Here is a 26,628-nt window from a genome sequence, read left to right as displayed (position 1 = left end):
TATGAAAAAAATATTTTTAACAGCCTTCTTTTCAGGAGTTTTGATTGGTGTCAACGGTCAGAAACATGAATTTTTGGATCCTCCCAAATTTGACAATGCTGATTTGACGAAAACAAAGTCCTCTCTTGATGAGAATGCACCTGCAGAAATCATTTATAAATCTGTACATTTTGCGATTGATAATTCAACGGGAGATCTTCGCAAAAATGTTTTTTACAGAGTAAAGATTTATGATAAAGATAAAGCAGAAGACTGGTTGAATCTTGAGATTCCATTGCATAAAAACTCCGCTGGTGATGAAGAGCTTCTGAATAAGATGAAGGCTTTTGTATATAATCTTGAAAATGGTGCTGCAGCAGCAACAAAGGTTGATAAAAGCTCAAAATATAAGAGTAAAGAAAGCAAATATACAACCATAACGAAATTTGCTTTTCCTAATGTAAAAAACGGTTCCGTCATAGAATATCAATATGAAGTTTTATCTCCGTTTTTATATTCAATACCGCAGATTGTCATAGAATCTGATACCCCTTCAAAATATGTGGAATATATTCTGGATTCCCCTTCCTACGTGGCTTACAATGTAAATTATACAGGTTCATTAACTCCAAAATACAGGATGGTAGAGGACAAGACAATGTATGGAACCTTGTTTAAAACGTATAGATTCGCCTACGAAAACCTGAAAGGATTCAAAACGGAAAAATTTGTAAAGAATGACAGGAATTACCGTACAAAAATAAGTGCAGAACTTCATTCTTCCAATTTTGGACAGTTGAAGATGCATTCTTCTTCATGGGAGGAAATCAAAGAAAAACTCTATAAAGACGAAGATTTTGGCGACGAACTCAAAAAAACAAAACTGGCTAAAGAAAATATGCCTGCGACAGTTTCTGGGTTGAAATCTGACGCAGAAAAAGCAGACGCTATCTTTAATTATGTGAAAAATACATTCACCTGGAACAAAGACCGGGGAATCTATACCGAAAACGGAATCAAAAAACTATTAGAAACCAAAACAGGAAATGCTGCTGAAATCAACCTTTTCCTGATCATGATGCTCAGAGAAGCCGGATTAAAAGCAGAACCGCTTCTTATTTCTACAACAGACAACGGTTTGATCAACCTGGTTTCTCCAAGTATTGTAGGAATGAATTTTGTGATTGCGGCCGTTAAAATAAAGGAAGGATTCAACCTCTATGATGCCACCTCAAAACAGTCTTCTATGAATAATCTTCCCCCTAGAGACTGGAATCAGTACGGTGTGCTCATCGCTAAAGATAAAGCATTGTTAATGCAGATGGGAAATGCCACAACCAGTTTCAATTACCTTACCACAGAAGCAAAGATCAACGATGACGGCAGTATTTCCGGAACCTATTCAGATAAAGATACCGGTTCATACGCAATGGCTGTCAAAGAAAGTTATGATGAAAATGCTGAAAAATATAAAAAACAGTACAAAGAAAATTATTCAATAGATTTTACAGGAATTGATTCTAAAATTTTGGAAAACGGAGATTTTGAAAGTACGATGAAATTTTCCTCAGACAATCTGATTGATAAAGTAGGAAAGAAAATGATCATCAATCCTATGCTGTTTTTAAGCAAAAGTTCCAACGAATTTGATCAGGCAGATGAAAGAAAATATCCCATCGATTTTATTTCTTCATTTACTAAAGTTAAAAAAGTAATTTTGGAAATACCGGAAGGCTATGTGATAGAAACGATGCCTAAAAATAAAAAAATTGTTACAGATGATAAAGAAATTGAATACAGTTATGTTGCAGAGCAGAAAGGCAACAAACTTGAAGTCATTTCCACTATAAAAACGGCTAGTCCGGATTATCCTAAAGAATATTATCCTGCATTCAAACAGATTTGGGGAACCGCTTCAAAAAGTGAAAATCAGGTCATAAGTCTGGTTAGAAAATCATAAAAATCATTTAGAATTTCATATTAAAAAGAAAATTTGCAAAACCATTCATTTTTTGAATGGTTTTTGCATTACTATCAAAAATTAAAATTATTAAAAATACAATTGCCGTTCTGGCAGTTTCTTCTCTTATTGCTTTATCAGCATGTAAAAAAGGTGAAAATACTGCTGCTGCTACTGATAAAACAGAAGCCTTGCAGCCTGAAAAACTTGTGGTGGATTCCGTTAAAGTCAATGACTCTGTAAAAATAGCAGATTCTCTCACTGTACGTTTCACTTCCAAAATGCTCGTTTTTCCAACCCTTAAAGACAAGACTCTGCTCGACAGTATTTATTTTCATCATCAGGGAATCAAAGATTTTTCTAAAAAAGGAATCGAAGCTTATCTTGATAAGGATAAAAACGAATATTTCAAGTCCGTTAAAACAGACAGTAAAGACTGGCTTTCAGATATTTCATATGCCCAGAGCTGGTATGCAAATTCTCAAATGAATCTGGTCTCCACTGATCATGATTTTATGCACATCGAATATGTATCCAGTGCCTATCAAGGTGGAGCACATGATAATTTTGGATTTTCAGAAAGGGTTTTTGACCTTAAAAATAATAGAAAACTGGAGCTCAAAGACATTACTTCAATGCCAAAAGACAAACTTGAAGCTTTGCTGATGAAGAATCTCAATAAAGAAAATAGCGGAACAACAGACAGTGACGGGGATGTAAACAATTCTGAAATGCTTTTGGTAGACGTCATTCCGGCCACAAATAATTTTTATTTTGATCAGAAAAACCTGTATTTCCATTACAGTCCTTATGAGATCGCTGCTTTTGCTGCCGGAGACATTGTGATTCCGGTTTCGTGGGACGAACTGAAGGGCACACTGAAAGAAGAATTTAAAGAAAGAATGAAAATAAAGTAAATTAATGCTTCCGGATCAGGAAGCATTTTCTATTTTTGCGGTAATGGAAAAAGCAGCTTTTATCATTAATCCCTTTTCGGCCAAAAAAAATTATCAGCCGTTTCTTGACGAACTTAAAAAAAAGGTTGACAATCCTTTGTATTATATCTCTGAATCTATTCCGGGGACAGATGATTTTATTAAGGAACATTTTGACAAGGTAGATATCTTTGTGGCCATCGGTGGTGACGGAACGATCTCTACCGTAGCCAGGAAACTGATTAATACCGATAAAATTCTGGCCATATTTCCTGCGGGATCAGGGAATGGTTTTTCCAATGAGACTAAATTTAATAAGAATTTAGATGAGCTTCTGGAAAAGATTAAAGCCAAAGCATACAGAAAGATTGATACTTTTACTGTTAATGGGAGACTGTCGATCAACGTTTCAGGAACCGGATTTGATGGAAAAGTAGTCAAAGAGTTTGAAAAAACGAGCCGCGGATTCAAAAATTACATCAAAGTGTCCTTAAAGACATTCTTTAATTATAAACCCATCAAAGTTCAGTTTTTAGATGAAGCTTACCAGCAGTATAACGGAAGATATCTGATGTTGAATATTGCCAATACACGCCAGTTTGGAAATAATGCCTACATTGCTCCCAATGCAAGTAAAAGCGACGGGCTGGTAGATATGGTTCTGGTGAAAAAATTTCCGCTGACCTATTCAGCGCTTTTTGCTTTCAGGATGTTCACCAAAAGATTGAAGGATGATGAATATGTTACCTATCTTCCGGTTTCAGAAATTTCTTTTAAAGTAACCACCAAAAACTGGCATCTCGACGGTGAGTTTAATACAATAGAATCACCTGTGCATGTGAAAGTATTGCCTGCCAGTCTGAATATTTTAGTGTAGACTAAGGTCATTGCGAGGAGCAAAGCTCTGAAGCAATCTCAAAAAAAGGGAATCATTTTTATTAAAATAACAATTCCCATTCGGTTTTCTTTTGCCTTAAAATAAACTCTTTTTACGAGAAAACTTGAGCCTTTACGCTTAACCAAAGCTAAAATCAACCTTTAGATTTTCGGGAGAATTCTTCCAAAAGTATCAGACCTCCAGTTTCTTCTCAATTTCAGCAGGATGATCAAGACAATACTGTAACTGCTTTTTATCCAGTTGTTTTTCCCAGTTCGCTACGACTACCGTCGCTACAGAATTCCCGATCACATTGGTTAAAGCTCTGCATTCACTCATGAATTTATCGATTCCCAGAATCAAAGTCATCCCCGCGATCGGGATTTCAGGAACAACGGCTAATGTTGCTGCCAATGTCACGAATCCTGCTCCTGTAACTCCTGCGGCACCTTTTGAACTTAACATGGCGACCAAAAGCAGCATCAATTGTTTATCAAGAGGCAAATGGATATTCAGAGCCTGAGCGATAAATAAAGAAGCCAGAGTCATATAAATATTGGTACCGTCCAGATTAAATGAGTATCCGGTAGGAACTACAAGCCCTACAATAGCTCTTGAACAACCCGCTTTTTCAAGCTTTTCCATAATTCCCGGAAGTGCTGATTCTGACGAGCTTGTTCCTAAAACCAATAAAAGTTCCTCTTTCAGATAAAACATCAGCTTAAAAATACTGAATCCGTTATACCACGCTACCGATCCTAAAACGATGACCACAAACAGAATAGAAGTAATATAAAATGTTCCTACCAAAAAGATAAGATTCAATACCGAATGCAGACCATATTTACCGATAGTGAATGCCATCGCACCAAATGCGCCGATCGGTGCCAGCTTCATCAGCATATGAACAATTTTAAAGATCGGTGTAGAAAGATCCTGCAGGAAATCTGTTACTTTCTGGCTTTTTTCTTTGGTTAAAACCAGAGCAACACCCATCAGGATCGCAACCAAAAGAACCTGAAGTATATTTTCACCCACTAACGGACTGAATAAGGTTTCAGGGATGATATTCATGATAAAACCTGTCAGCGTAGTATCATGGGCTTTTTGCTGGTATTGCGAAACATCGCCGGATAGGGTAGCAGGGTCTACATTCAAGCCATGTCCGGGCTGTAAAAGGTTTCCTACAATCAATCCGATAATCAGAGCCAGAGTGGAAAACGTAAAGAAATAAATCATTGCCTTTACTGCGATACGACCTACTTTTTTAAGGTCAGTCATATGAGCAATTCCTAAGGTTAGGGTAATAAAGATCACCGGAGCAATGATCATTTTCACCAATTTAATGAATCCGTCGCCCAGTGGCTTCATTTTTTCACCCAGTTCAGGATAAAACCGTCCTAATAATATACCCGCTGTTATTGCAATAATCACCTGGAAATAAAGCTGCTGGTAGATTTTTTTCGTTTTCAATTTTTTTAATTTTAAAGACAGGAAATTAAGAATTTTTATCTTAACTCATGGTGAATGTCAGTTTAATTGAAGATTTTAGCAAAGAAAATGATAATAGTAAAAAGAGTTGTTAAAGTAGATTTTGTTAGCTATTAAGGTATATGATTAATATTTACAATTGTTATGGGTAGTGTGTAGAGATTTTTCCTGTAAAAATTAATTTTAGCTTAATTAATAAAAAATGCTTCGGCTTGGCTCAACATGGCAACTTTGATAATAAGGTGTATTATGCTGAGCGAAGTCGAAGCGCAGGTGTTAGAGTTTTATATCTCAATTACTCGACTGCAACAGAATCATCGCCACGGCCATCGGCCACCGCATGGATATTTCCATTGTCGTCCATCAGGATCAGTTCTGTTTTTCCGATGTATTTTATTTTTTCAATCACATAGTTTTTATTTTTAAGCGCTGTGATCGTACTTTCAGGAAAATTATTTTCTACCGTAATCTTTTCCGGAAGCCACTGATGGTGAAATTTTGGCGCATTGACGGAGATATTCGCATTCAGTTTAAAATCTACCACATTGACGATAGACTGGTAAACAGAAGTTGGAATCGTGGTTCCACCCGGTGTTCCAACGACCATATACGGTTTGCCATTTTTAAGCAGGATCGTTGGAGTCATCGAAGAAAGCATTCTTTTATTAGGCCTGATAGAATTGGCTTCTCCGCCTACAGCTCCAAACATGTTGGGAACTCCAGGTTTAATGGAAAAATCATCCATCTCATTATTAAGAAAGAATCCGGCTCCTGAAACCACCACTTTACTTCCGTAATATCCGTTGAGAGTAGTTGTTACAGAAGCGGTATTTCCATCTTTGTCTATCACAGAAATATGAGTAGTCTGTGTTGATTCATTCGGCTGCGAGATAATTTTTCCAACTTCAGAACTTGGCGTTGCTTTGCTGAAGCTGAAACTTTTCCATCTGCTTTTTAAATAAGCGTCAGAAGTAAGGTAAGCAGTTTTGTCTTCAATGAAATCGGGATCACCCATGTATTCTGCCCTGTCTGCAAACGCTCTTCTTTCAGCTTCAGTCATAATCTGTACAGCCTCCGTTGAGTTTTGCTGGTATTTTTCAAGATTTTCATAGCCCGCCATTGTCAGCATTTGGGCAAGTAATACTCCTCCGCTTGATGGAAGAGGCATGGTAACCACACGGTTTCCTTTATAATCAAATTCCAGCGGTTTCCTTTCTGCGGTCTTATAATTTTGAAGGTCATCCAGGGTAATGATTCCGTTGCCTTTTTTCATCTCAGAAACCATCAGATTGGCCGTTTTCCCTTCATAAAAACCCTTTTCTCCCTGTTTTTGAATTAATCTGAGTGTCGCAGCCAGTTCTTTCTGAATTAAAATATCGCCGGCTTTCCATGGGGTATCTTTTACAAAAGCGATGGAAGAGGTATTGTTTTTAAGGAATTTCTCTTTATGGGTATTCAGCATTTCGGCTTCCATTTCAGTGATGGCAAATCCTTTTTCCGCCAAATCAATCGCTGGCTGAATGATTTTGTCCATCGGAAGTTTACAATATTTCAGAGTGGCAAAAAAACCGGAAATACTTCCCGGAATACCTACAGCCAGTCTTCCATATTGAGAAAGATCCGTGTTCGCCTTTCCGTTTTTATCTACATACATATCCCGGGACGCCTTTTTCGGAGCTGTTTCCCTGTAGTCGAGTGTAAATTTTTCACCATTATTTTTAACCCCTACCAAAAAACCACCGCCACCGATATTTCCAGCCTGAGGATACACTACAGCGAGAGCGTACTGTGTAGCAACAACAGCATCGTAGGCATTTCCTCCCATTTTCATAATCTGTGTTCCGGCTTCGCTGGCAAGTGGATGGGCAGATACAACCACACCTTTATTTTTTACTTTTACTTCTTTTACAATATTGAAAGCCGTAAACTGAGCCCAGTAGGCATTACCTACCAACAGAACTGCCGCAATGAAAAACTTCTTCATAAGATTTTGTTTAACACAAAAATAGCTATTTTTTTAATGTAAACAGTTGCAGATTAATCGGGTGGAATATTTACGTCTGATAGTATTAATAGAGAAATAAAAGGTAAGGCAAGGTATGATTGAGAAGTTTTTATGGAATGATCATTATCATTGATTTCTTGTAAATAATACTTCTTTTCTGGCTGATGTGAATACCTGTTTTTTTAGCGCACCTTTTTTATTATGATAAGCTTGATTTTTTTACTTTTGTACAACTCTAAAAAAAATATCTAAAAATGGAATCCTATACGGAAAGAATACTGATTACAGGTGCTCTGGGACAGATCGGCACCGAGTTAACGAACAGACTTGTTGAAATTCACGGAGCTGACAATGTTGTAGCATCAGGACTGGACAGATGGCAGAAGGGAATTACGGCTGCAGGACATTATGAAAGAATGGATGTTACCAACACCCAGCTGGTAAGACAGGTTATTAAAGATTATGAGATCACCACAGTGTATCATTTGGCTTCTCTTTTATCAGGGACTTCGGAAAAACAGCCTGTTTTCGCGTGGAAACTTAATCTTGAGCCTCTTCTTCATTTTTGTGAAATGGCAAAGGAAGGGCTTCTTAAAAAGATCTTCTGGCCAAGTTCTATCGCTGTATTTGGGAAAGGAATTCCGAAACAAAATGTAGCGCAGGATGTTGTTTTAAATCCTACCACAGTGTATGGGATTTCTAAAATGGCTGGAGAAAAATGGTGTGAATACTATTTCGATAAATATGGAGTAGATGTAAGAAGCATCAGATATCCCGGACTTATTTCATGGAAGACCCCCGCAGGAGGTGGAACTACAGATTACGCCGTTGAGATTTTTTATGAAGCGATAGAGGAGGGGAAATATACAAGTTTCATTTCTGAAGATACAGGAATGCCGATGCTTTACATGGATGATGCCATCAATGCAACATTGAAATTAATGGAAGCTCCGAAGGAAAGTCTTACCGTACGTTCGTCTTATAATTTGGGAGGAATGTCATTTACTCCGAAAGAACTCGCAGAAGAAATCAAGAAAGAAATACCGGAATTTACGATCGATTATAAACCTGATTTCAGACAGGCGATTGCAGATTCATGGCCGGCTTCAATTGATGATTCTGTAGCAAAAAAAGACTGGGGACTCACCTACGATTTCGGAATTTCTGAAATGTCAAAAGACATGATCAAGAATCTTAAAGTGAAACTGAGTAAAAACTAATTACTTAAAGTTTAAGTTTAGATGTATTTTATTTTAACATCTGATTTTTAATTAATTAAATCTATTATCTAAAATTTAATTTAAATGATTTTACTAACTTTTAACATCGTTAATATTGAGGCTGAAGCCAAAAAAAGCCTACAGATTTCTGATGAAGAGAGACTGAAAGTCACCGAGGGCAATACCAAAGCCATTCTTCGGATTTTAGATATTCACGACATAAAAGCAAGTTTTTTTGTAGAGATTTCCATTGCAGAAAAACTTCAGAATTTAATAAAAGCAATTTCATCCAAAGGGCATGAAATTGCTTTTTATAATTTGAATTCAGATCTTCAGGATATTGAAGAAGTCAAAAAAAATATTCAGAGTCTTCTTGAAAAACAGGTAAGAGGAATCAGGCAAAAAGATTTCAAACTCGCTCCGGAAAATTTGAAATTGCTTGAGTTCAATTATGTGTCCAATATCGATCATGCAGATCTCCTTTTTCCATTCAAAAGACTGAAAAGAGATACAGAGATCAACGAACAAAATGGACTTAGTATTGTGCCTGAAAGTATCTCTCCTTATTTTCAATTACCGTATAATGATTTTATGTTTCAGATCCTGCCCATGAAATATTATAAGAATATGGTATTTGAAACATTGAAGAATGACGACTTTGTATTAATCTATATTAATTCTTGGCAGTTCACAGATTTTAAGAAATATCAGTTTGACGTGCCCTACTACAGAAGCTTGTTTTCGGGCAAAAAAATGGAGGACAAACTAGATGCCCTCCTTAGCTGGATCAACGAGAATGACATGGCCACTTCGCGTATGAAAGATTATATTTTTTAGCTTGCAGGTGATAGCTTGCAGATCATAGAGATTGCGACGCAGTTTGAAGCGCTGTCTTTTGATTGGGGATTCAGACGTTATTGATGTTGTTACTGGTGTCAATGGTGAATTTTGCTTCGCAAGTGAAAGATGAATTTTTAAGAATAAAGATGCTACTGGACTACTTGTAGCTTTTTAAAGAAAAAAACACTATCTTCAACAGTGATCAGCATTTATCTATTTCATTCTCAGACTCTAAACCCCTAAAACTTTCCGTGCCACGCAATTCGTAATTAGCTCAACTCAAAGAGCGTAATTTCCGGCAATACACCCACTCTTCCCGGATAGCCCAGAACTCCAAAACCTCTGTTGACATACAACATCTTTCCTTCACTCTCATAAAGATCTGCCCATTTTGGATAACGGTACTGTACCGGCGACCATTTGATGTTTTTCAGATCCAAACCGAACTGCATTCCATGGGTGTGTCCCGAAAGGGTCAGATGAATGTTCCCAGGGTGTTTTTTGACTACATAATCAAAATGGGTAGGGTCATGACTCATCAGGATTTTAGGAGCAGATTCCGGCACTCCTTTTAAAGCATCATCGATTTTTCCAAATTGAGGGAATGGTTTCAGTCCCCAGTTTTCGACACCGAGAATGTAGAGTTTTTCCCCATTTCTTTCGATGACTCTGTTTTCATTTCTCAACATATCAAATCCGGCCTGTTTTTCATATTCGATCAGCGTATCCAGGTTTTTCTTCTTAGCATCCGGTGAGGTCCATGTTACGTAATCACCATAATCATGATTTCCCAGGACTGCCAATTTTCCGTCTTTCGCTTTGATTTTTGAGAATAAAGGGATGAAAGGTTTGAATTCGTCCGATACATTATTCACCATGTCCCCGGTGAAAAGCACAAGGTCCGGATTTTGTTCATTAATCAAATCAATAGCGTGCTGAAGCTTGCTTGGATCTGAAAAACTACCGCTGTGAACATCGGAAATCTGGATCACTTTATATCCTTCAAAGCTTTTCGAAAGGCCTGGAATCTTTACTTTTATTCTTCTTACCGTGTGCCTGTACTTTCCAAACGTAATCCCGTCAATAAAAAGAGCAGAAAGAACACCGCCGAGGCCCAATCCTACAATACTCAGGAATTTTCTTCGCTCAGGGAAAAAGTTTTCTTTCGGTTGGGTAAATCCTATTAAATACCCTCCGGTTCTGAAAATATCATCAATTAATAAAAACAGAACTACGAAAATTTTAGGAAGAATGAAGATCAGAAACAACGAGATCATGATTTGAGCCCTCATGGTGCTCCTGTCTGATCGCTGGAAATGAGTTACTTCATAGGCGAAGATTCCGTAAACAGTGAAAGATAGCACCCAGTATCCGAGTCTTACCCAGAAGTTGTCGGTTAATGTTTTGATAGCCTGATAGATATATACCTCTAGAAAGAGGAAGATAGCGGCAATGATTAAAAAATTTCTCTGCATGATAAATCTAAAAAAAGCACAAAGAATATGTTTCCCTGTGCTTTATATTTTTTATTTATTAAATATTTTAAGGAAATCTGTAAACGATAGCATTGATGTTCATTCCGGCACCTACCGAAGTCATCACAATGTTACCTTTATCTTTAAACGTTTGACCCTCCATTTTTCCTTTAATGATTAAATCATACATCGTAGGAATGGTTGCTACAGAGGTATTTCCAAGGTTCTGAATGGTCATAGGAGAAATGGCATGGTCGTAATCTTTCACATCATAAAGCTTGTGAAGTCTTTCAATCATGGCATAATCCATTTTTGCATTGGCCTGGTGAATCAGGATCTTGTCAATGTCTTCCAGAGAAAGTTGGGCATCTTCAATGGTTTCCTTGATGGCTGAAGGAACATTTTTAAGCGCATATTCATAGATTTTTCGTCCCTGCATTCTTACATAAAGACGTCTCTGATCTACGTTGGCGTTAATAGAAGGTGCATTTTCAAGGTAATTGAGCTCAGGACCGTTATCACAGATCGTATTTCGGGAAATAATCCCTACATTTTCCTGGTCGGTAGCCTGTACAACAACTGCGCCGGCGCCGTCAGCAAAGATCATTCTGTTTCTGTCATGCGGGTCCGTAACACGGCTTAACGTTTCTGCTCCTACCACAAGAATGGTTTTGGCAGCTTTTGCTTTGATCAGATTGTCTGCAAGGATCATGGCTTCCACCCATCCCGGACATCCGAAGATCATATCATAAGTAATGCATTTTCTGTTTTTAATGCCCAGCTTATTTTTTACTCTCGCTGCCATATTCGGCATGAAATTCACATATCCGTCTACAGTAACTTCTCCAAAGTTGCTTGCGTAAATGATATAATCCAGTTCTTCGCCGTCTACTTTTGCATCCTCTAGGGCCGCTTTGGCAGCTTTAGAACCGATCTGTGAATTGGAAAGATCGTCTTCTATAAATCTTCTGTTTTCTATTTCTGTGATTTCTACAAACTTAGCGATGGTTTCTTCAGCAGGTTTTTCAATCTTAACTCCGTCTTCAGTGTAGAATTCAGAATCCATGAAATAATCTCTACCAATAACTCTGTTAGGAATATAGGATCCGGAACCTATAATGATCGTATTCGGCATTCGTTTAAATGATTTTTTAGAGATGCAAAGTTAATAATTAATATTAATAACGAAGAATTAAAAATATTATTAAATTTGCAAAAATTGTACTTTACAAGCGTATGAAAAACAACTCGTCCTTAAAAGGCTTACTTATTGCAGCTGTGGTGTTTATCGTTGCCTTTGGGGTCTACTTCTTTTTCTTAGCCAAGAAAAACTATTTTGTCGTAGACAATCCTACCCCCAATACTTATTATTTTAAGATCAATAACGGTTCCGAAGGAATTATATCAGCAGGACAGTACGTTCATGTAGATGTGAAAAAGGGCAAAAATTCGATCAAGGTTTTCGACCAGAATAAAAAAATGCTCTATGATTCTGCCTTTGAAGTGAATAAGATTCGTGGGCTGATTAACATCGCTCATCAGGATTATTATATTAATGATCAATATTATGGGTACAATCTTAAAAAAGATTCATTACTTTTGGCCCTGGACAAAATCACCATTGACGGAAAAGATTATTTCGGAGGCGCAAAACGCTTCAACAAGCTTTATACTGAGGATTTTTATTACAATGTAGATGAAGATTACGACAAGGTAATCAAAAACATCCAGCAGGTAGAATCAAGATCAAAGATCTTCAGAAAGCAGGATTTCCTAAATTATTACAAAGAATATTACAAGTTTTAAGTTTTGACAAAAGATATTACCAAAGTTACTCCCTATAATTCCGAGGCTACCAAGAAGAGCCAGGTAGAGGATATGTTCGACAATATTGCACCGAAGTATGACCTTCTGAATCATGTTTTATCTATGAAAATTGATGTTTTATGGAGAAATACATTGGTGAAAATGATGAAAAAAGACAACCCGCAGGAAGTGCTTGATGTGGCTACAGGAACGGGAGATTTGGCCATCACCATTGAAAAAGGAACCGATGCGAAAGTAATTGGTTTAGATTTATCACAACAAATGCTGAATGTTGGCGTTATTAAAATAAAAAAACTTAAATTAGACGGCAAAATTTCCATGCAAAAAGGAGATGCAGAAAATTTACCTTTCGAGGACAATAGATTCGATGCTGTTTCCGTTGCATTTGGAGTGAGGAATTTTGAAAACCTTACCAAAGGTTTGGCAGAATTAAGAAGAGTAGTTAAAGATAACAAGAGTGTTTATATACTGGAGTTTTCAAAGGTTGAGGGGTTCTTAGGTCCATTTTATATGTTTTATTTCAGAAACATATTACCTGCCATCGGCAGACTGGTTTCCAAAGATAATAGGGCGTATACATACCTTCCGGATTCTGTAAATGCTTTTCCTTTCGGGGAAAAGATGAAGCAAATTCTTTTAGATACAGGATTTAAGAAAGTAGAATATAAAAAGCTAAGTTTAGGTATAGCCACAATTTATAAAGCAACAAAGTAACCTATGAATAAATTTCTATTAAGAGCACTGGTTTTAGCCTCAGTTAATATTGCAGTTTTTGCAGATGCACAATTCAGAACCCGAAACAGAATGGATAAGTTGGAAGACTTTGACGAGCAGAAATTCAGTTGGGGTTTTTATCTGAACGGCAACAGGCTAGACTACCGTATCGTCCTTCATCCAAGATATGGTGCGGAAGGTAATCAGAATCTTGTTAAATCTAGAGAAAGCTACAGCTTCGGAGCGGGATTGATCGCCAAATGGAGACTGAATGACTATCTTGATTTAAGATTGGAGCCAGGCTTGCAATTTGCTCAAAGGCAGTTGACTTTTAATACCCAGTCTAATGACCAGTACGCTGCTGGAACATTGACTAATCCACCTTTCCTTCCAATTCCTTTAACGGAAAAAGACAAAGTAAGAGAGATCAAATCTACTCTGGTAGATGTTCCCGTTTTGCTGGAACTTCACGGCCAGAGATGGTACAATTCCAGACCTTACATTGCAGCAGGGGTGAATTATATCGTGAACCTTCAGTCCAATTCAGATTCGGAAGATGATAACTTGCAGCAGGTATTCAGATCTACGACGCATAACTTTGCATGGTCTGCTGAATTAGGAATCCAGTTTTATTTCAATAAATTCAAACTTACGCCAGCGGTAAGAGGAACATTCTTCATGAATAACGAGAAAGTAGCAGATAATGCCAACACTCCTCCTTACTGGGCCACAGCAATGTCTACTCTTCAGACCAGAGCGGTCATGTTTGTTTTGAAATTTGAATAACAAATCGCAGTAAAAATACAAAAGGAGGTGCTTATGCATCTCCTTTTTGCATACCTGATCAAAATATAGAGACTTTTATTTTTGTTACTGTTATTATTTTTTTACTTTTGCTATTAGTTAGAATATAGAAAACCTGAAATGCTTCAAGATTTAGAAAACAATTTTTCAGAATTAGAAAAAAAGATTTTGATTTTACAAAAGAATTATAAAAATCTTACTGAAAGATTATCAGAATTAAATAATGAGCATGAAGAACTGAAAATGAAATATGATGAGGAAAGAAGAAGAAATCAGGTATTAGCAGAAGAACAAAAAAATATAAAACTTTATTCAGCAATATCAGGGAATCCTGAACACAACAGATTAATGAAAAACCACATCAACCGATTGGTAAAAGAAATTGATTTCTGTATTGCACAGCTTCAAAACAGTGGATTATAATGGATGTAAGAAGAATAACCATCAACATTGCAGGAAGGGTATATCCGCTGAACGTACCGGCCGCAGAGGAAGAAACTCTGCGTAAAGTAGGAAAGCAGATTGAAAATATGATTAAAGATTTTGAACAGAACTTCGATGTAAGAGACAAGCAAGATGCTTTGGCCATGTGCGCCCTGAAACTGGGAACCAATGCTGAAGTAGTTTCTCTCAACTACGAAAAAAATATAAATTCTACCAACGAAAGATTAGTGAAGATTAATCAGTCGCTGAATGAAATTGGGAAATAGATTTTTTTCCCGAAAAACTGCCTACAATAATTCTAACACATTTAAGGTAAACTCAACGCTAAACAATTACCGAGCAAATGTCCGCTGAATGGCGTGCCGGGTCTCCCGGATTACAGACAGTGGAAATCAGTTCAAATCGTGTTGATTAGGAGTTTACTCTCAATCCCTGAATTGTTGTAGGTTTTTTTATTTAATAAGTGTAAGACAATTAAAACTCAATATATATTATGACAACAGCCATTATAGTCGGCGTTATTTGCTTAGTTGTAGGGGCGGTAATAGGGATACTTTTCTCTAAGAGCTCACTCAATACTAAGGCAAAATTTATTGTAGATGATGCAAAGAAAAATGCCGAAAACCTTATAGAAAAAGCGAATGTTCAAGCTGAATCCATAAAGAAAGAAAAGAACCTACAAGCCAAAGAAAAATTTTTGGAGCTGAAATCTCAGCATGATGCAGATATTCAATCCCGTGAGAGAAAAATGCAGGAGATCGAAAAAAGAACCAAAGATAAAGAACACAAGCTTAACGATGAGCTTAGCAAGACCGGAAAACTTGAAAAGGATCTTGACAAACAGATTGCAGATTACGCTAAGAAAAATGAAATCTTAGACAGAAAGCAGCAGGAACTGGAAGTGGCTACCACTAAAAAAGTGGAGATTTTGGAAAAAATCGCTAATTACACTGCAGAAGAAGCTAAAGCAGAATTGGTAGAAACCATGAAAGCAGAAGCTAAAACAAGAGCTCAGGCACACGTGCAGAGTATTATGGAAGAAGCCCAGTTGAATGCTAAGAACGAAGCCAGAAAAATCGTTGTTCAGACCATCCAGAGAATCGGGACAGAACAGGCTATCGAAAATTCAGTATCTGTTTTCAACATTGAATCTGACGAAGTAAAAGGAAGAATCATCGGTAGAGAAGGTAGAAATATCCGTGCGTTAGAAGCGATGACAGGTGTGGAAATTATCGTTGATGATACTCCTGAAGCTATTCTTCTTTCATGTTTCGATCCGGTAAGAAGAGAAATTGCAAGACTATCCCTTCACAGATTGGTAACGGACGGAAGAATCCACCCGGCAAGAATCGAAGAAGTTGTAGAAAAAACAAAAAAGCAAATCGAAGAAGAAATCATTGAAGTAGGTAAAAGAACGATCATTGATTTAGGAATCCACGGATTACACCCGGAACTGATCAAGATTGTCGGAAGAATGAAGTACCGTTCTTCTTACGGACAAAACCTATTACAGCACTCAAGAGAAGTAGCGAATATTGCTGCAACAATGGCTGCTGAATTAGGATTAAACGTAAAATTAGCGAAAAGAGCAGGTCTGTTACACGATATCGGTAAAGTGCCTGAGCAGGAATCTGAACTTCCTCACGCTTTACTGGGAATGCAGTGGGCTGAAAAATATGGTGAAAACGCAGAAGTTGTGAATGCAATCGGAGCTCACCACGACGAAATTGAAATGAAGTCATTATTATCACCGATCATCCAGGTTGCCGATGCGATCTCAGGAGCAAGACCGGGAGCAAGAAGACAGGTACTTGAATCCTATATCCAGAGACTGAAGGATCTTGAAGCTGCAGCATTAAGTTTCGATGGCGTATCAAGCGCTTATGCGATTCAGGCAGGTAGAGAACTTAGAGTAATGGTAGAAAGTGGAAAGGTAAATGATGAAGTAGCCAACCAGCTATCTTATGACATTTCTGAAAAAATACAGAATGAACTGACGTATCCGGGACAGGTAAAAGTAACGGTTATCAGAGAAACAAGAGCTGTGAATATTGCAAGATAATAACAGAATAAAGATATTGTATAAAAACCTTTCAAGAAATTGAAAGGTTTTTTTTTATATACTTTGTCTAGTCCTGAAATATCGATACACAAAAAAAGCATCGTTATGGAAGAACATTTAGAAACCCAGTACGTCAAGCGTACGCAGCGAGATTACAATTTGAGTTTGAAGCTTCAAATAGTAAGAGAAATAGAAGCGGGAAAATCAGGAATTACCGACTGTCGGAAAAAATACGGTATACAAGCACGCTCTACGATTGTTAGTTGGCTTAGAAAATATGGTAACTTTGATTGGGAAAATCAAAATTCATTTACCATGAAAAAGACTCCTGAACAGCGTATTATGGAATTGGAAGCTGAAGTTAAACTGCTGGAAAAGCAGAAAGCATTTTTAGAGAAACAGGCTTATATCGCGGATAAAAAGGTGATATTTTTCGATATGATGATTAATCTTGCTGAGAAAGAATATGATATTGATATCAGAAAAAACTTATCACCCGGACAATCACCAGCTTCCGCAGTGAAGAGAAAGAAACCTTAATCTTTACCTGCGAATTGTTCGGATTGGATAGACAAGTCTATTACAGAAGTATCAAGCGGTATGAAAACTCACAAACCAAAGCTTCAAAAGTGATAAAACTCGTAGAAGATATTCGCGTAAAAATGCCAAAATTAGGAGGCAGGAAGCTGTATTTTCTATTAAAGGGAACTTTAAGATCCCTGAAAATAGGCAGGGATAAGTTTTTTGATATTTTGAGAGCCAATCATTTGCTCATAATACCCAAGAGGAGCTATCATATCACAACGAATTCTCATCATCGATTCAGAAAGCATAAAAACCTGATTCTGGATTATAGTATAAACAAATCCAACCAGGTTTGGGTGGCAGATATTACTTATATCGGGAACAGAAAAAAGCCGAGTTATTTAAGTTTGATAACCGATGCCTATTCAAAGAAAATCGTTGGATATTATGTTGCAGACAACCTTAATACAGAAAGCAGTCTCGTAGCATTGAGAAAGGCATTAAAAAACAATAACATTGAAAAAGAACCACTGATTCATCATTCTGATAGAGGCTTACAATATTGCTCAAATGAGTATCAAAGGATTTTGAAAAAATATCAATTAAAATGCAGTATGACGCAGAATTCCGATCCTTATGAAAATGCTGTCGCAGAGAGAGTGAATGGTATTTTAAAACAAGAATTTGATATCGATAAATATGATATTGAAACTTCGCTCAGAAGAAAAATAGTAAATGAAGCTATTGGAATTTATAATGAATTACGACCTCATTTTTCGAATCATTATTTAACCCCAAATCAAATGCATCAACAAAAGAAAATCAAAATGAAAACTTATAAAAACAAAAACCAAAGCAAAAGGTAGTGTCTCACTAACTGTGTAAGTTGAAAAGTTATTCTGGAAAATTTTGAGCCCTTAGAGCTCAAAAAATTTTACGGAAATAACTTTTTATTATTTTTAACATTACATAGTTATGATTGACAAAGAAGATTTATTAAACAACAAGGATTTCTACAAATCCTTTAAGAATGGGGAAGATTTAACATCCTTCTTCAAAGAACTGCACAAAAAAGCCGTGGAGCATATGTTGGATGCAGAGCTGGACAGTCATCTGGATAACGAAAAGCATGGTAAAACAACTAATGGAAATTATCGAAACGGTCATGGAACCAAAAAGATAAAATCGTCTTTTGGGGAATCCGAGATTAAGGTTCCCAGAGATAGAGAAGGTAGTTTTGAGCCCGCATTAGTTCCCAAAAGGCACAACATTATCGATGGTTTAGAAAACATCATCATCTCATTCTATGCCAAAGGAATGAGCGTATCAGACATTGAGGAACAAATCCGTGAAATGTATGATTTTGAGGTTTCTACTTCTACCATATCACGAATAACCAATGCGGTTGCAAGTGAAGCAGTAAGTTGGCAGAACCGCCCGCTTGAAGATTTGTATCTCATTGTCTGGATGGATGGGATTGTTTTCAAAGTAAGGGAAAACTCCAAAGTCATTAATAAAACAGTTTATCTGGCTGTTGGATTAAGCCGTGACGGGAGAAAGGAAGTATTGGGAATGTGGCTTGGAAAAAATGAAAGCTCAGCATTCTGGATGAGTGTTCTCACAGATTTAAAAGCCCGTGGTGTGGAGGATATTCTCATCACCGCCACCGATAATTTAAACGGATTTACCCAGACGATCCGCTCTGTCTTTCCCGAATCTCAAACCCAGATTTGTGTTGTGCATCAGATCAGAAATGCCTGCAAATATGTGGTATGGAAGGACAGAAAAGAATTCTCTGCCGATATGAAGCATATTTACACCGCTCCAACAAAACAAGCAGCTGAACAAGCACTCAATGATTTTGCAGATAAATGGGAAAGTAAATATTCTTATGCTATCCAATCCTGGAGAAACAATTGGGATGAACTTACTGTATTTTTTGATTTTCCTTTAGAGATCCGAAAAATCATTTATACAACTAATTTAATTGAAAATCTAAACGGAAAAATCCGAAAATACACCAAAAACAAAATGTCTTTTCCTACCGATGATGCCGTAATGAAATCAGTGTATCTGGCATTAAAAGAAGCTACTAAAAAATGGACGATGCCTATCCAAAATTGGGGCATTGTTCTCAATCAATTTATCCTTATTTTTGAAAAAAGGCTCAGATTATAAAATCCAAGCCTAACTTTTTAACTTACACACTTTGTGGGATAGTGTCAAGCAAAAACAAATTTGCTCTGGTTTAATTATTATTTTTGTCCTTTAATCTGTATCAGATTTTCAGGACTAGTCACTTAGATGTTATTCTAAATTATACAGCAAGCTTTATAAATCTGAAATTTATCGCAAAAATTTTAAGATTTTAGACTTTTAATTTCTTCTTTTAGTTCTTCTACTTGCTTTTTTAGATGATCAATATATTCTTCCATATTTTTTAATAAAAATTCTGGAATATTATAATTGTTATTTATGTGGGGATAATAGCTTCCTGAACTATTATCATAATTATTAATAATACTTTGAGGTACATCATCCTCTTTAATATCTTCTACCGTTGTATCCAATGCTTTCGCCATACGTTCCCATTCTTCATCTGAGATTTTAATTTCTCCTTTTTCCCTTCTTTGATATTGAGATTGTGTCATATGCAATATTTTAGCCATGTTTTCTTGAGTATATTTTTCTTTACGGACCTTTATCAACTTATTTTTTATCATAATCATGTTTTTTGTTTTACAAATATATTATTTTATGGGCTGAAATTCACATAAAATTCACATAAAAACCTTGAGCTTATTTCAACAGTGCTTGATATATTTGTTATGTCAATAAGACACAAAACAATTAAAAAAAATTATTATGAAAAATTCTCAAAAAAAAGATGCTTTGATGATTAAGTTCCAAAATTCAAGAATTGAGAGAACTAAGCTTGACAGTATTAATGGTGGAAAGCTTATACGTACTGGTAGGTCAGATGTTCAAACTGGTTTAACATCTGATGGTAATCACGATAATAATACAACTCCTTCAGATGATTATTATAACGGTACTTTATAGAAATAACTAGAATTGTATAATTCATTAAAAAAGGATAGATTTTTTTTATCCTTTTTTATTTTTAGTACTTTCTAAATTTCGTTGTTTAATCCTGATTATCTAATGAAGTGGAAATCTTGTCCCATTGAACCCTTAATACTATTACAAAAAATGCGTTTAAAACATAATTATCTATTATTAATCCTTCCTCTTCTTCTTTTCTCTTGCAAAAAAAAAGAGCCTTACCTTGAAGTAAGAAAAACTTTAGAAAAAGTCTTAGCAGATGACCAAAAGTTTAGACAAGCAAACTATGATGAGACTAAACAAAACCCAATAGATAGGAAGAATATTAAAATCGTAACAAAGATTATCGACAGCTTGGGATGGTTAGGAAAAGATAAAATTGGAAATGATGCAAATCTTGCTCTATTTGCAGTTATTCAACATGCTGATCAACTATCAACAATGGAAAAATATCTACCTATATTAAAAGAAGCAGCAAAAAAAGGGGATGCTGAAAAAGAACAAGCGGCCTATCTGATTGATAGAGTTGAATTGTTAAATAATAGAAAACAGATCTATGGAACACAATATTCAATGAAAAAAAATGGAACTGCTTTTATAGAAAATCTTATTGATTCTGTAAATGTGAATACCAGAAGAAAGTCTATGGGTCTATATCCTATTGAAAAGTATATTAGAATGATAGATTCCTCAAACAATGTAGAGTACAAAAAAAACAGCAGATTGTAAAATGATAATTATTTATACTGAAGACAATGATATTACCACAAATATTGTAATGGACTGGCTTTCCTTTCTATATAATGGTGAAATAAAAAGAATTAATACTGATTTTTTTCAAATGCCAAAAAGTGAGGAATATTTTGTTGATATAAGTGAGAGTATTGATGTAAAAGCTATTTGGTATAGACGCCCTGGAAGAAGACCGCTTCCCATAAGAACCATCCCTCAAGATTTAATTACAGAAAAAATTGATAACAAAAAATTAGAAACATTATTATTGTATTCTGCCAATAAAGAAATTGAAAATATTAACGCTCATGATTTGGCAAACACATACAAAGCAAAGAATATGTTGGGAGGCCCTATGAAATATGAAGTTAATAAATTTCAGGTTTTAAAAATTGCAAAAAATATAGGTATAGACATCCCTAAATCTATTTTGACAAATAGTAAATCCAAATTAGTAGATTTTTTTAACGAGTGTAATAGTGAAATCATCTCTAAAATGCATGATATGTTGCTGTGCGATATATATGAGACACATTCTACCTATGCAACTTACACTGAAAAAATAGAACTAAGTTTTATTAATAATCTACCTGATTATTTCTTTATAGGGCACTTTCAGGAGAAATTAGAGAAAGAATACGAAATTAGAAGCTTTTATTTAGATGGAGAAATATTTTCAATGGCCATGTTTTCTCAAAAAAATAAACAAACTAGTGTAGATTTTAGAAGATATAATAGAGATAGCATGAACAGGCGTGTTACTTACAGGCTCCCTTCCGTTTTAGAAGATCAAATTCGAATGTTAATGCAAAAACTAAATTTAAATTGTGGTTCCATAGATATTGTAAAAACAAAAGATAGATATGTTTTTTTAGAAGTTAATCCCGTTGGTCAGTTTGGTTTTGTTACCGGTGCCTGTAATTATCATCTACATAAAAAGATCGCTGAATACTTAATACAATAAATAATGAAAAAAAAAGAATTTGTAACACTTTTTGTATCTGGAAGTTATAAATATCTCCCGATTAATTATCATTTAATTAGGAATGTTTATTATACAAAAGAAGAAGTAAAACGATTTAATTTGCATTACTCAGCACACAGTGACTTTCACCAGACTAAAACATTTGATATTTTTTATAATTATAAGCCAATACTAATTCTCTAATGAATAGATTTTTTAATTTATACTCAAATTGCATTCCAGTAAAGGGGATTGAAGAAAGTATAATTGTTGATTTACAGAATAATGAACATATCAATGTTCCGAACCTATTACTTGAAGTTCTAAAAAAAACTCGCACTAGTACAGTAAGCGAAACAAAAAATTTTTACAATAATGATTTAGACGAAGGTATAGATCATTATTTTAATTTTTTGAATGATATAGATTACGGTTTTTTCTTAGATAATGTTGAAAGTTTCCCAGAATTAAATTTAGAATGGTATTCTCCGTTAAGAGTTAATAGTGCAATCTTAGAAATTCACGAAGGCTGTAAATATGACTATAATTCTGCAATTGAAGAATTAAGTTCCTTAGCCTGTTCTACTATTCAAATAAGAATAAATAATTCAAATGTTAATAGCATATTCTCTAACATAATTGATGCAACACTAAAATCAAGGATTAGGAATGTTGAAATTTTTCTACCTGAAATATTATTTGAAAAGAAATTATTAAAATATCTAGATGATATTGAAAATAGAATTACCACATTTATAATTCATAGTGTTGCAGATGAAAATTTAACTAAAGACCTTTATAAAAATTTAAAATATTTTAAAAATAAAAAATTAATTTTCACATCAAAGATTATTAATAGTTCAACCTTAGATTCTATAAGAAAGGAAAATTTTATTATTAATATGGAATTTTTTACTGAATCTCAACATCATAATGTTGCTTTAAATATGAAGATTTGTATAGACAACGACGGGAATTTTAAAAATTTTTCAACACATAAAAATACTTTTGGGAATTTTAAAGATAAAAGCATTACACAATTGATTGAAGATTCTGATTTTACTAGGAAATGGTTTATTAACAATGATAGTATAGATATTTGCAAAGACTGTCAATTCCGCTATATCTGCTTTGACAATTCAGATATTGAATTTAATGGCTCTTCATGGAGAAAATTAAATCAATGTCCATTCGATCCATATACTAATAAATGGAAAACAGAATAAAGATATTCTATAAAAACCTTTCAAGAAATTGAAAGGTTTTTTATTTTTATCAAAACTTAAAAATGAAGGAACTGTCTTTGTCTTCAAAACTGAAGTACATCTTTTCAATCCCCGTTATCATTTCAGCCCTCGGCTATTTTGTAGATATCTATGATCTGCTTTTATTCGGTATCGTAAGAATTCCCAGTTTGAAGGCCTTGGGCCTGAATCCTGATGCAGACGGAACCTTTATTCTGAACTGTCAGATGGTAGGTCTTCTCATCGGAGGAATATTTTGGGGAATCTTTGGAGACAAAAAAGGGAGACTGTCCGTACTTTTCGGTTCCATTCTGGTCTATTCCCTGGCTAATATAGCCTGTGGATTTCTGCCTTATTTCCCAAAAGAGAATCTGGTCTATCAATATGCGGGTTTAAGGTTTATTGCCGGAATAGGACTGGCCGGAGAACTGGGAGCAGGAATTACGCTGGTTTCTGAAAGTCTGCCAAAGAGTCTGAGGGCGATAGGAACTTCCGTAGTAGCTGGTTTTGGGCTTATGGGTGCTGTTGTAGCCCAATTGACTGTTGAATTGGCTGGCGGATGGAATATTTCCTATATCATCGGAGGAATTATGGGGGTGATGCTTCTCCTGCTCAGAATAAGCGTATCCGAATCAGGTATTTATAAAAATATAGTCCATAAAAATGTTTCCAAAGGAAATTTTCTTTCCTTTTTTACCAATAAAGAACGTCTGGTCCGGTATCTCAAATGTATCGCAGTCGGATTGCCTACATGGTATTGTATAGGGATTCTGGCTGTTTTAGCCAATCAATTTGCTCCTGAATTGGGAATAAAGGATATCAACCCGGGAAAAGCTATTATGTGGGCTTATATAGGTATTTCTGTTGGCGACCTTATGAGTGGTTTTATTTCTCACGCACTGAAATCCCGTAAAATGGCAATTTTTTATATGTTGCTGTTTACCATTGTGGGAGTCGCTATTATGCTTTTCGGAAATACCGATACTGAAACAAAATACTATATGTTCTGTGTCTGGCTCGGCTTAGGAACAGGCTATTGGGCCATGTTTGTGACGCTGGCTGCCGAACAGTTCGGAACCAATATCAGAAATACAGCAACCACTACAGTTCCCAATATGGTAAGAGGTCTTGTACCCGTGATGATTCTGGCCTTTGATCTTTTGAAAAATAATTTTACGGTCATCATCAGTGCAGCCATTGTAGGTATTGTGGTGTTTGGGCTCGCTTTTTATTCATCGCTCACCATTTCGGAAACGCATGACAAAGATCTTGAATTTACTGAGTAATACAACGGTTTGATAGGAGTAGATATCTTTTTAAGTATAAGTAAATGAATAAATTAACATTTTATTGTGCTTTGAATAATTAGTAATTGTTTACTTTTGAAAGTAAAGGAATCTGATTCTATTGTTTAATTAAAATCAAAACATCATGTCACAGGAAATTTTAAAAAGAGCAAAAAAGTTAAAGAAAGAAGACCTTAAAAACATTGTTGGGGGAATCTCAGGAGTAACCACTCCGGATCTTTCAAAATGTGGCTGTAGCTGTACAGGAGCAGTGACGGGCCCGTCATATTGTGTAAAATACAAAAAATGTCTGCAGGTAATAACCTGTTAGCGAAAACATTTAAGTAAAACCTTTCGAGTCATTGAAAGGTTTTTTTTAAATTAAAACTTGAAAGTCCCGGAAACACTTCACAGCCTCTTTCAAGAGATCTGTTGTCATCCTCCCCAACGCTGGGTTACATAGCAGTTAAAAAATACCAGGTAATAAAACTGTTTAAGAAATACGATGTTCATCTATTGCGTTATGCTGCAATAAAAGCAATGAAACAGGACTATTATTAAAATTTTAATTAATTATGTTGCGAATAATTAATATTTGTTTAACTTTGGAAGGTAACTAAACGCTATTGTTTAATCTCAAAACTATAACACATGAACATTATGAAAAATGCTAAAAAACTAAAAAAAGCTGATCTTAAAAACATCTCAGGAGGAGGTTTAAATACTTCCGGGACAATCGAAAATCCTAATTTGTCTCTTTGCGGATGTAGTTGCTCAGGTTCCGTTACAGGACCATGGTACTGTGCACAGTACATTGCTTGCCCACAAGTGTATACTTGCAATCAGTCAGCAGTTTAAGAACTATTTCAGTCAGAAGAATAAACATTTCCACATTTAATACGCAAAAGCCTTTTGGACCTTCCAAAAGGTTTTTGTCATTTAACTGATGATATAAATAAGACTTCCTACGCTGATCGTAATCCATAAAATAACAGCAACAGCCAGAGGTTTAACACCTATCGTTTTTAAAGTCTGAACCGACAGTGTAGATCCTATAAAAAATAAAGTAAGATGGAGTCCGGATTTTGCCAAACCAGTCACATAATTGCTCAGATCATCAAAAACAGGGCAATAAGTATTGACAAGAATAGCGAGAATAAACCATCCTATAAACCAAGGAATTTTGATTTTCGATTCCTTATTTTTAAAAATAAACATCGTGATCACAGAAACCGGAATGATCCATAAAGCACGGGCCAGTTTTACCGTTGTCGCTATCTTTAGCGCTTCATTTCCGTATTTTCCGGCAGCACCTACTACAGAACTCGTATCATGAATGCCTACCGCACACCAAAGCCCAAACTGCTCCTGAGACAAATGAAGAACATGTCCGATCGCTGGATAAATAAACAGCGCAATGGAATTTAAGGTAAAAATAATAGCAAGTCCCAGTGAAATTTCCTTTGTAGTCGGTTTTATAATGGGAGAGATGGCGGCTATAGCACTTCCTCCGCAGATCGCTGTTCCTGCAGAGATCAGATAAGCTAATTTATTCTCTAGCTTAAATATTTTCCCTAAAATCGTACCCAGAACCATGACGATCAGTATACTGGCAACCGTTAAAAAGAAGCCCGTTTTTCCTGCCGTTAACGCTTCGTTCAGCTTAAGTCCGAAACCCAGCCCTACAATTGAAATCTGCAGCAGCAGGTGGATATATTGGTGAAGATTTTTTTCAAAAGGGTTGCCTATCAAAACAGCCAGGCCAAAGCCCATAATCAGGGCAACCGGAGAAGAAATGAATGAAGTAAGACATACCAGCGCAAGTATTATAAAAATAGTTTTCCGTATCGTTTCATTTTGGAGAAAGCCTGTCATATAATCAATTTTAGACTCCAAAATTCCGAAAAATAGTATTACGAAGTATATCGTATTTTATTATGATGGATAACTTTTAGTTATGGTTTAAGACCTGTAAGTTGCTGTTTTATCATAGGAGAATTTGAGTTTCTAAAGTTTTAGAGTAGATAAGTTTGGATTGGCCAGTTGCTAGTAGAAAATAATACTTTCTTTCGGTAAAAAGCTGTAAATAGTTCAGTAGTATCTTCACTCTTCATTTTTCACTCTTTACTCTTTTTTCTCCACTCTCAAAAATTCACGATTCACTTGCGAAGCAAAATT

27 protein-coding genes are annotated in these 26,628 nt (G+C 35.6%); 21 read left to right on the top strand and 6 right to left on the bottom strand.

Going from position 1 to position 26,628, the window contains the following annotated elements; genetic code table 11:
• Window position 1 precedes the first annotated feature (1 nt).
• Genes EG346_RS22570 through EG346_RS22560 form a run of 3 tightly spaced genes read left to right on the top strand, consistent with a single transcriptional unit; the run spans window position 2 to window position 3,751 of the window.
• Window positions 2–1,939, top strand: a complete 1,938-nt coding sequence (locus EG346_RS22570) for a transglutaminase-like domain-containing protein (protein ID WP_123881867.1) — start codon at window positions 2–4, stop codon at window positions 1,937–1,939.
• A gap of 56 nt (window positions 1,940–1,995) precedes the next feature.
• A complete protein-coding gene (locus EG346_RS22565) occupies window positions 1,996–2,856 on the top strand; it encodes an RsiV family protein (protein ID WP_228429357.1) in 861 nt (286 codons plus the stop codon).
• Window positions 2,857–2,899: 43 nt separating this feature from the next.
• Window positions 2,900–3,751 (top strand): diacylglycerol/lipid kinase family protein, encoded by an 852-nt coding sequence (locus EG346_RS22560; protein ID WP_073335083.1) that lies wholly within the window; start codon window positions 2,900–2,902, stop codon window positions 3,749–3,751.
• 192 nt (window positions 3,752–3,943) lie between these two features.
• Here EG346_RS22560 and EG346_RS22555 read toward each other — a convergent pair whose 3' ends face one another.
• Entirely contained in the window at window positions 3,944–5,224 is a 1,281-nt protein-coding gene (locus tag EG346_RS22555; RefSeq protein WP_123881864.1) for a dicarboxylate/amino acid:cation symporter, read from the bottom strand.
• A gap of 313 nt (window positions 5,225–5,537) precedes the next feature.
• Entirely contained in the window at window positions 5,538–7,226 is a 1,689-nt protein-coding gene (gene ggt / locus EG346_RS22550; protein ID WP_123881861.1) for a gamma-glutamyltransferase, read from the bottom strand.
• Window positions 7,227–7,501: 275 nt separating this feature from the next.
• Between ggt and EG346_RS22545 the strand changes: the two genes are divergently transcribed.
• Both EG346_RS22545 and EG346_RS22540 read left to right on the top strand, forming a co-directional pair.
• Window positions 7,502–8,467, top strand: a complete 966-nt coding sequence (locus EG346_RS22545) for an NAD-dependent epimerase/dehydratase family protein (protein WP_123881858.1) — start codon at window positions 7,502–7,504, stop codon at window positions 8,465–8,467.
• A gap of 84 nt (window positions 8,468–8,551) precedes the next feature.
• Window positions 8,552–9,304, top strand: coding sequence for a polysaccharide deacetylase family protein (locus EG346_RS22540; RefSeq protein ID WP_073334972.1), 753 nt, complete (start codon window positions 8,552–8,554; stop codon window positions 9,302–9,304).
• Window positions 9,305–9,576: 272 nt separating this feature from the next.
• On the opposite strand, the gene EG346_RS22535 is transcribed toward EG346_RS22540, so the two are convergent.
• Window positions 9,577–10,782, bottom strand: a complete 1,206-nt coding sequence (locus EG346_RS22535) for a metallophosphoesterase (RefSeq protein WP_123881855.1) — start codon at window positions 10,780–10,782, stop codon at window positions 9,577–9,579.
• Window positions 10,783–10,849: 67 nt separating this feature from the next.
• Entirely contained in the window at window positions 10,850–11,917 is a 1,068-nt protein-coding gene (locus tag EG346_RS22530; protein ID WP_073334970.1) for a 3-oxoacyl-ACP synthase III family protein, read from the bottom strand.
• Between the two features lie 101 nt (window positions 11,918–12,018).
• On the opposite strand from EG346_RS22530, the gene EG346_RS22525 reads away from it, so the two are divergent.
• From EG346_RS22525 to EG346_RS22490, 9 genes are all read left to right on the top strand, one after another.
• A complete protein-coding gene (locus EG346_RS22525) occupies window positions 12,019–12,588 on the top strand; it encodes a hypothetical protein (RefSeq protein WP_073334969.1) in 570 nt (189 codons plus the stop codon).
• Between the two features lie 3 nt (window positions 12,589–12,591).
• A complete protein-coding gene (gene ubiE / locus EG346_RS22520; protein WP_034743381.1) occupies window positions 12,592–13,323 on the top strand; it encodes a bifunctional demethylmenaquinone methyltransferase/2-methoxy-6-polyprenyl-1,4-benzoquinol methylase UbiE in 732 nt (243 codons plus the stop codon).
• Window positions 13,324–13,326: 3 nt separating this feature from the next.
• Window positions 13,327–14,109 (top strand): type IX secretion/gliding motility protein PorT/SprT, encoded by a 783-nt coding sequence (porT, locus tag EG346_RS22515; RefSeq protein WP_073334968.1) that lies wholly within the window; start codon window positions 13,327–13,329, stop codon window positions 14,107–14,109.
• Window positions 14,110–14,247: 138 nt separating this feature from the next.
• Window positions 14,248–14,550: a hypothetical protein gene (locus EG346_RS22510; protein ID WP_123881852.1), complete on the top strand. Its 303-nt coding sequence runs from the start codon at window positions 14,248–14,250 to the stop codon at window positions 14,548–14,550.
• Complete coding sequence (locus tag EG346_RS22505) at window positions 14,550–14,837, top strand: cell division protein ZapA (RefSeq protein WP_034743389.1); 288 nt, start codon at window positions 14,550–14,552, stop codon at window positions 14,835–14,837. Before EG346_RS22510 ends, EG346_RS22505 begins: the two co-directional genes overlap by 1 nt.
• A 227-nt stretch (window positions 14,838–15,064) precedes the next feature.
• Window positions 15,065–16,633, top strand: a complete 1,569-nt coding sequence (rny, locus tag EG346_RS22500; protein WP_123881849.1) for a ribonuclease Y — start codon at window positions 15,065–15,067, stop codon at window positions 16,631–16,633.
• 105 nt (window positions 16,634–16,738) lie between these two features.
• Entirely contained in the window at window positions 16,739–17,173 is a 435-nt protein-coding gene (locus EG346_RS25225) for a hypothetical protein (protein ID WP_228426343.1), read from the top strand.
• A 23-nt stretch (window positions 17,174–17,196) separates the two neighbouring features.
• Window positions 17,197–18,024, top strand: a complete 828-nt coding sequence (locus EG346_RS22495; protein ID WP_262706580.1) for an IS3 family transposase — start codon at window positions 17,197–17,199, stop codon at window positions 18,022–18,024.
• A 109-nt stretch (window positions 18,025–18,133) separates the two neighbouring features.
• Window positions 18,134–19,336 (top strand): IS256 family transposase, encoded by a 1,203-nt coding sequence (locus tag EG346_RS22490; protein WP_123878212.1) that lies wholly within the window; start codon window positions 18,134–18,136, stop codon window positions 19,334–19,336.
• 182 nt (window positions 19,337–19,518) lie between these two features.
• Here EG346_RS22490 and EG346_RS22485 read toward each other — a convergent pair whose 3' ends face one another.
• Window positions 19,519–19,881, bottom strand: coding sequence for a helix-turn-helix transcriptional regulator (locus EG346_RS22485; RefSeq protein WP_123881846.1), 363 nt, complete (start codon window positions 19,879–19,881; stop codon window positions 19,519–19,521).
• A gap of 142 nt (window positions 19,882–20,023) precedes the next feature.
• On the opposite strand from EG346_RS22485, the gene EG346_RS22480 reads away from it, so the two are divergent.
• The 7 genes from EG346_RS22480 to EG346_RS22450 all read left to right on the top strand — a co-directional run bounded on the left by EG346_RS22480 (window position 20,024) and on the right by EG346_RS22450 (window position 25,308).
• On the top strand, window positions 20,024–20,221 hold the full coding sequence (locus tag EG346_RS22480; protein ID WP_123881843.1) for a hypothetical protein: 198 nt from the start codon (window positions 20,024–20,026) through the stop codon (window positions 20,219–20,221).
• 150 nt (window positions 20,222–20,371) lie between these two features.
• On the top strand, window positions 20,372–20,953 hold the full coding sequence (locus tag EG346_RS22475; RefSeq protein WP_123881840.1) for a DUF6624 domain-containing protein: 582 nt from the start codon (window positions 20,372–20,374) through the stop codon (window positions 20,951–20,953).
• 1 nt (window position 20,954) lies between these two features.
• Window positions 20,955–21,920: a grasp-with-spasm system ATP-grasp peptide maturase gene (gene gwsG, locus EG346_RS22470; protein WP_123881837.1), complete on the top strand. Its 966-nt coding sequence runs from the start codon at window positions 20,955–20,957 to the stop codon at window positions 21,918–21,920.
• A 203-nt stretch (window positions 21,921–22,123) separates the two neighbouring features.
• Entirely contained in the window at window positions 22,124–23,146 is a 1,023-nt protein-coding gene (gene gwsS / locus EG346_RS22465; protein ID WP_123881834.1) for a grasp-with-spasm system SPASM domain peptide maturase, read from the top strand.
• Between the two features lie 62 nt (window positions 23,147–23,208).
• Window positions 23,209–24,450: an MFS transporter gene (locus tag EG346_RS22460; RefSeq protein WP_123881831.1), complete on the top strand. Its 1,242-nt coding sequence runs from the start codon at window positions 23,209–23,211 to the stop codon at window positions 24,448–24,450.
• A gap of 145 nt (window positions 24,451–24,595) precedes the next feature.
• Complete coding sequence (locus tag EG346_RS22455) at window positions 24,596–24,781, top strand: hypothetical protein (RefSeq protein WP_123881828.1); 186 nt, start codon at window positions 24,596–24,598, stop codon at window positions 24,779–24,781.
• A gap of 320 nt (window positions 24,782–25,101) precedes the next feature.
• Window positions 25,102–25,308 carry a hypothetical protein gene (locus EG346_RS22450; RefSeq protein WP_073334963.1) on the top strand — a complete coding sequence of 69 codons (207 nt, stop codon included), beginning with the start codon at window positions 25,102–25,104 and terminating at the stop codon, window positions 25,306–25,308.
• An 81-nt stretch (window positions 25,309–25,389) separates the two neighbouring features.
• Here EG346_RS22450 and EG346_RS22445 read toward each other — a convergent pair whose 3' ends face one another.
• Window positions 25,390–26,325, bottom strand: a complete 936-nt coding sequence (locus EG346_RS22445; RefSeq protein WP_123881825.1) for a YeiH family protein — start codon at window positions 26,323–26,325, stop codon at window positions 25,390–25,392.
• Window positions 26,326–26,628: the final 303 nt, after the last annotated feature.

The sequence above is a fragment of the Chryseobacterium carnipullorum genome (assembly GCF_003815695.1).
Classification (GTDB): Bacteria; Bacteroidota; Bacteroidia; order Flavobacteriales; family Weeksellaceae; genus Chryseobacterium; species Chryseobacterium carnipullorum.
This window is presented reverse-complemented; position numbering and strand designations above follow the sequence as displayed.

What these genes read in the sequence shown, in the direction of transcription:
- EG346_RS22570 (WP_123881867.1), top strand. Translation starts at nt 2, where the DNA reads ATGAAAAAAATATTTTTAACAGCCTTCTTTTCAGGAGTTTTGATTGGT.
- EG346_RS22565 (WP_228429357.1), top strand. Translation starts at nt 1,996, where the DNA reads ATGGTTTTTGCATTACTATCAAAAATTAAAATTATTAAAAATACAATT.
- EG346_RS22560 (WP_073335083.1), top strand. Translation starts at nt 2,900, where the DNA reads ATGGAAAAAGCAGCTTTTATCATTAATCCCTTTTCGGCCAAAAAAAAT.
- ggt (WP_123881861.1), bottom strand. Translation starts at nt 7,226, where the DNA reads ATGAAGAAGTTTTTCATTGCGGCAGTTCTGTTGGTAGGTAATGCCTAC.
- EG346_RS22545 (WP_123881858.1), top strand. Translation starts at nt 7,502, where the DNA reads ATGGAATCCTATACGGAAAGAATACTGATTACAGGTGCTCTGGGACAG.
- EG346_RS22540 (WP_073334972.1), top strand. Translation starts at nt 8,552, where the DNA reads ATGATTTTACTAACTTTTAACATCGTTAATATTGAGGCTGAAGCCAAA.
- EG346_RS22535 (WP_123881855.1), bottom strand. Translation starts at nt 10,782, where the DNA reads ATGCAGAGAAATTTTTTAATCATTGCCGCTATCTTCCTCTTTCTAGAG.
- EG346_RS22530 (WP_073334970.1), bottom strand. Translation starts at nt 11,917, where the DNA reads ATGCCGAATACGATCATTATAGGTTCCGGATCCTATATTCCTAACAGA.
- EG346_RS22525 (WP_073334969.1), top strand. Translation starts at nt 12,019, where the DNA reads ATGAAAAACAACTCGTCCTTAAAAGGCTTACTTATTGCAGCTGTGGTG.
- porT (WP_073334968.1), top strand. Translation starts at nt 13,327, where the DNA reads ATGAATAAATTTCTATTAAGAGCACTGGTTTTAGCCTCAGTTAATATT.
- EG346_RS22510 (WP_123881852.1), top strand. Translation starts at nt 14,248, where the DNA reads ATGCTTCAAGATTTAGAAAACAATTTTTCAGAATTAGAAAAAAAGATT.
- EG346_RS22505 (WP_034743389.1), top strand. Translation starts at nt 14,550, where the DNA reads ATGGATGTAAGAAGAATAACCATCAACATTGCAGGAAGGGTATATCCG.
- rny (WP_123881849.1), top strand. Translation starts at nt 15,065, where the DNA reads ATGACAACAGCCATTATAGTCGGCGTTATTTGCTTAGTTGTAGGGGCG.
- EG346_RS25225 (WP_228426343.1), top strand. Translation starts at nt 16,739, where the DNA reads ATGGAAGAACATTTAGAAACCCAGTACGTCAAGCGTACGCAGCGAGAT.
- EG346_RS22490 (WP_123878212.1), top strand. Translation starts at nt 18,134, where the DNA reads ATGATTGACAAAGAAGATTTATTAAACAACAAGGATTTCTACAAATCC.
- EG346_RS22485 (WP_123881846.1), bottom strand. Translation starts at nt 19,881, where the DNA reads ATGATAAAAAATAAGTTGATAAAGGTCCGTAAAGAAAAATATACTCAA.
- EG346_RS22480 (WP_123881843.1), top strand. Translation starts at nt 20,024, where the DNA reads ATGAAAAATTCTCAAAAAAAAGATGCTTTGATGATTAAGTTCCAAAAT.
- EG346_RS22475 (WP_123881840.1), top strand. Translation starts at nt 20,372, where the DNA reads ATGCGTTTAAAACATAATTATCTATTATTAATCCTTCCTCTTCTTCTT.
- gwsG (WP_123881837.1), top strand. Translation starts at nt 20,955, where the DNA reads ATGATAATTATTTATACTGAAGACAATGATATTACCACAAATATTGTA.
- gwsS (WP_123881834.1), top strand. Translation starts at nt 22,124, where the DNA reads ATGAATAGATTTTTTAATTTATACTCAAATTGCATTCCAGTAAAGGGG.
- EG346_RS22460 (WP_123881831.1), top strand. Translation starts at nt 23,209, where the DNA reads ATGAAGGAACTGTCTTTGTCTTCAAAACTGAAGTACATCTTTTCAATC.
- EG346_RS22455 (WP_123881828.1), top strand. Translation starts at nt 24,596, where the DNA reads ATGTCACAGGAAATTTTAAAAAGAGCAAAAAAGTTAAAGAAAGAAGAC.
- EG346_RS22450 (WP_073334963.1), top strand. Translation starts at nt 25,102, where the DNA reads ATGAACATTATGAAAAATGCTAAAAAACTAAAAAAAGCTGATCTTAAA.
- EG346_RS22445 (WP_123881825.1), bottom strand. Translation starts at nt 26,325, where the DNA reads ATGACAGGCTTTCTCCAAAATGAAACGATACGGAAAACTATTTTTATA.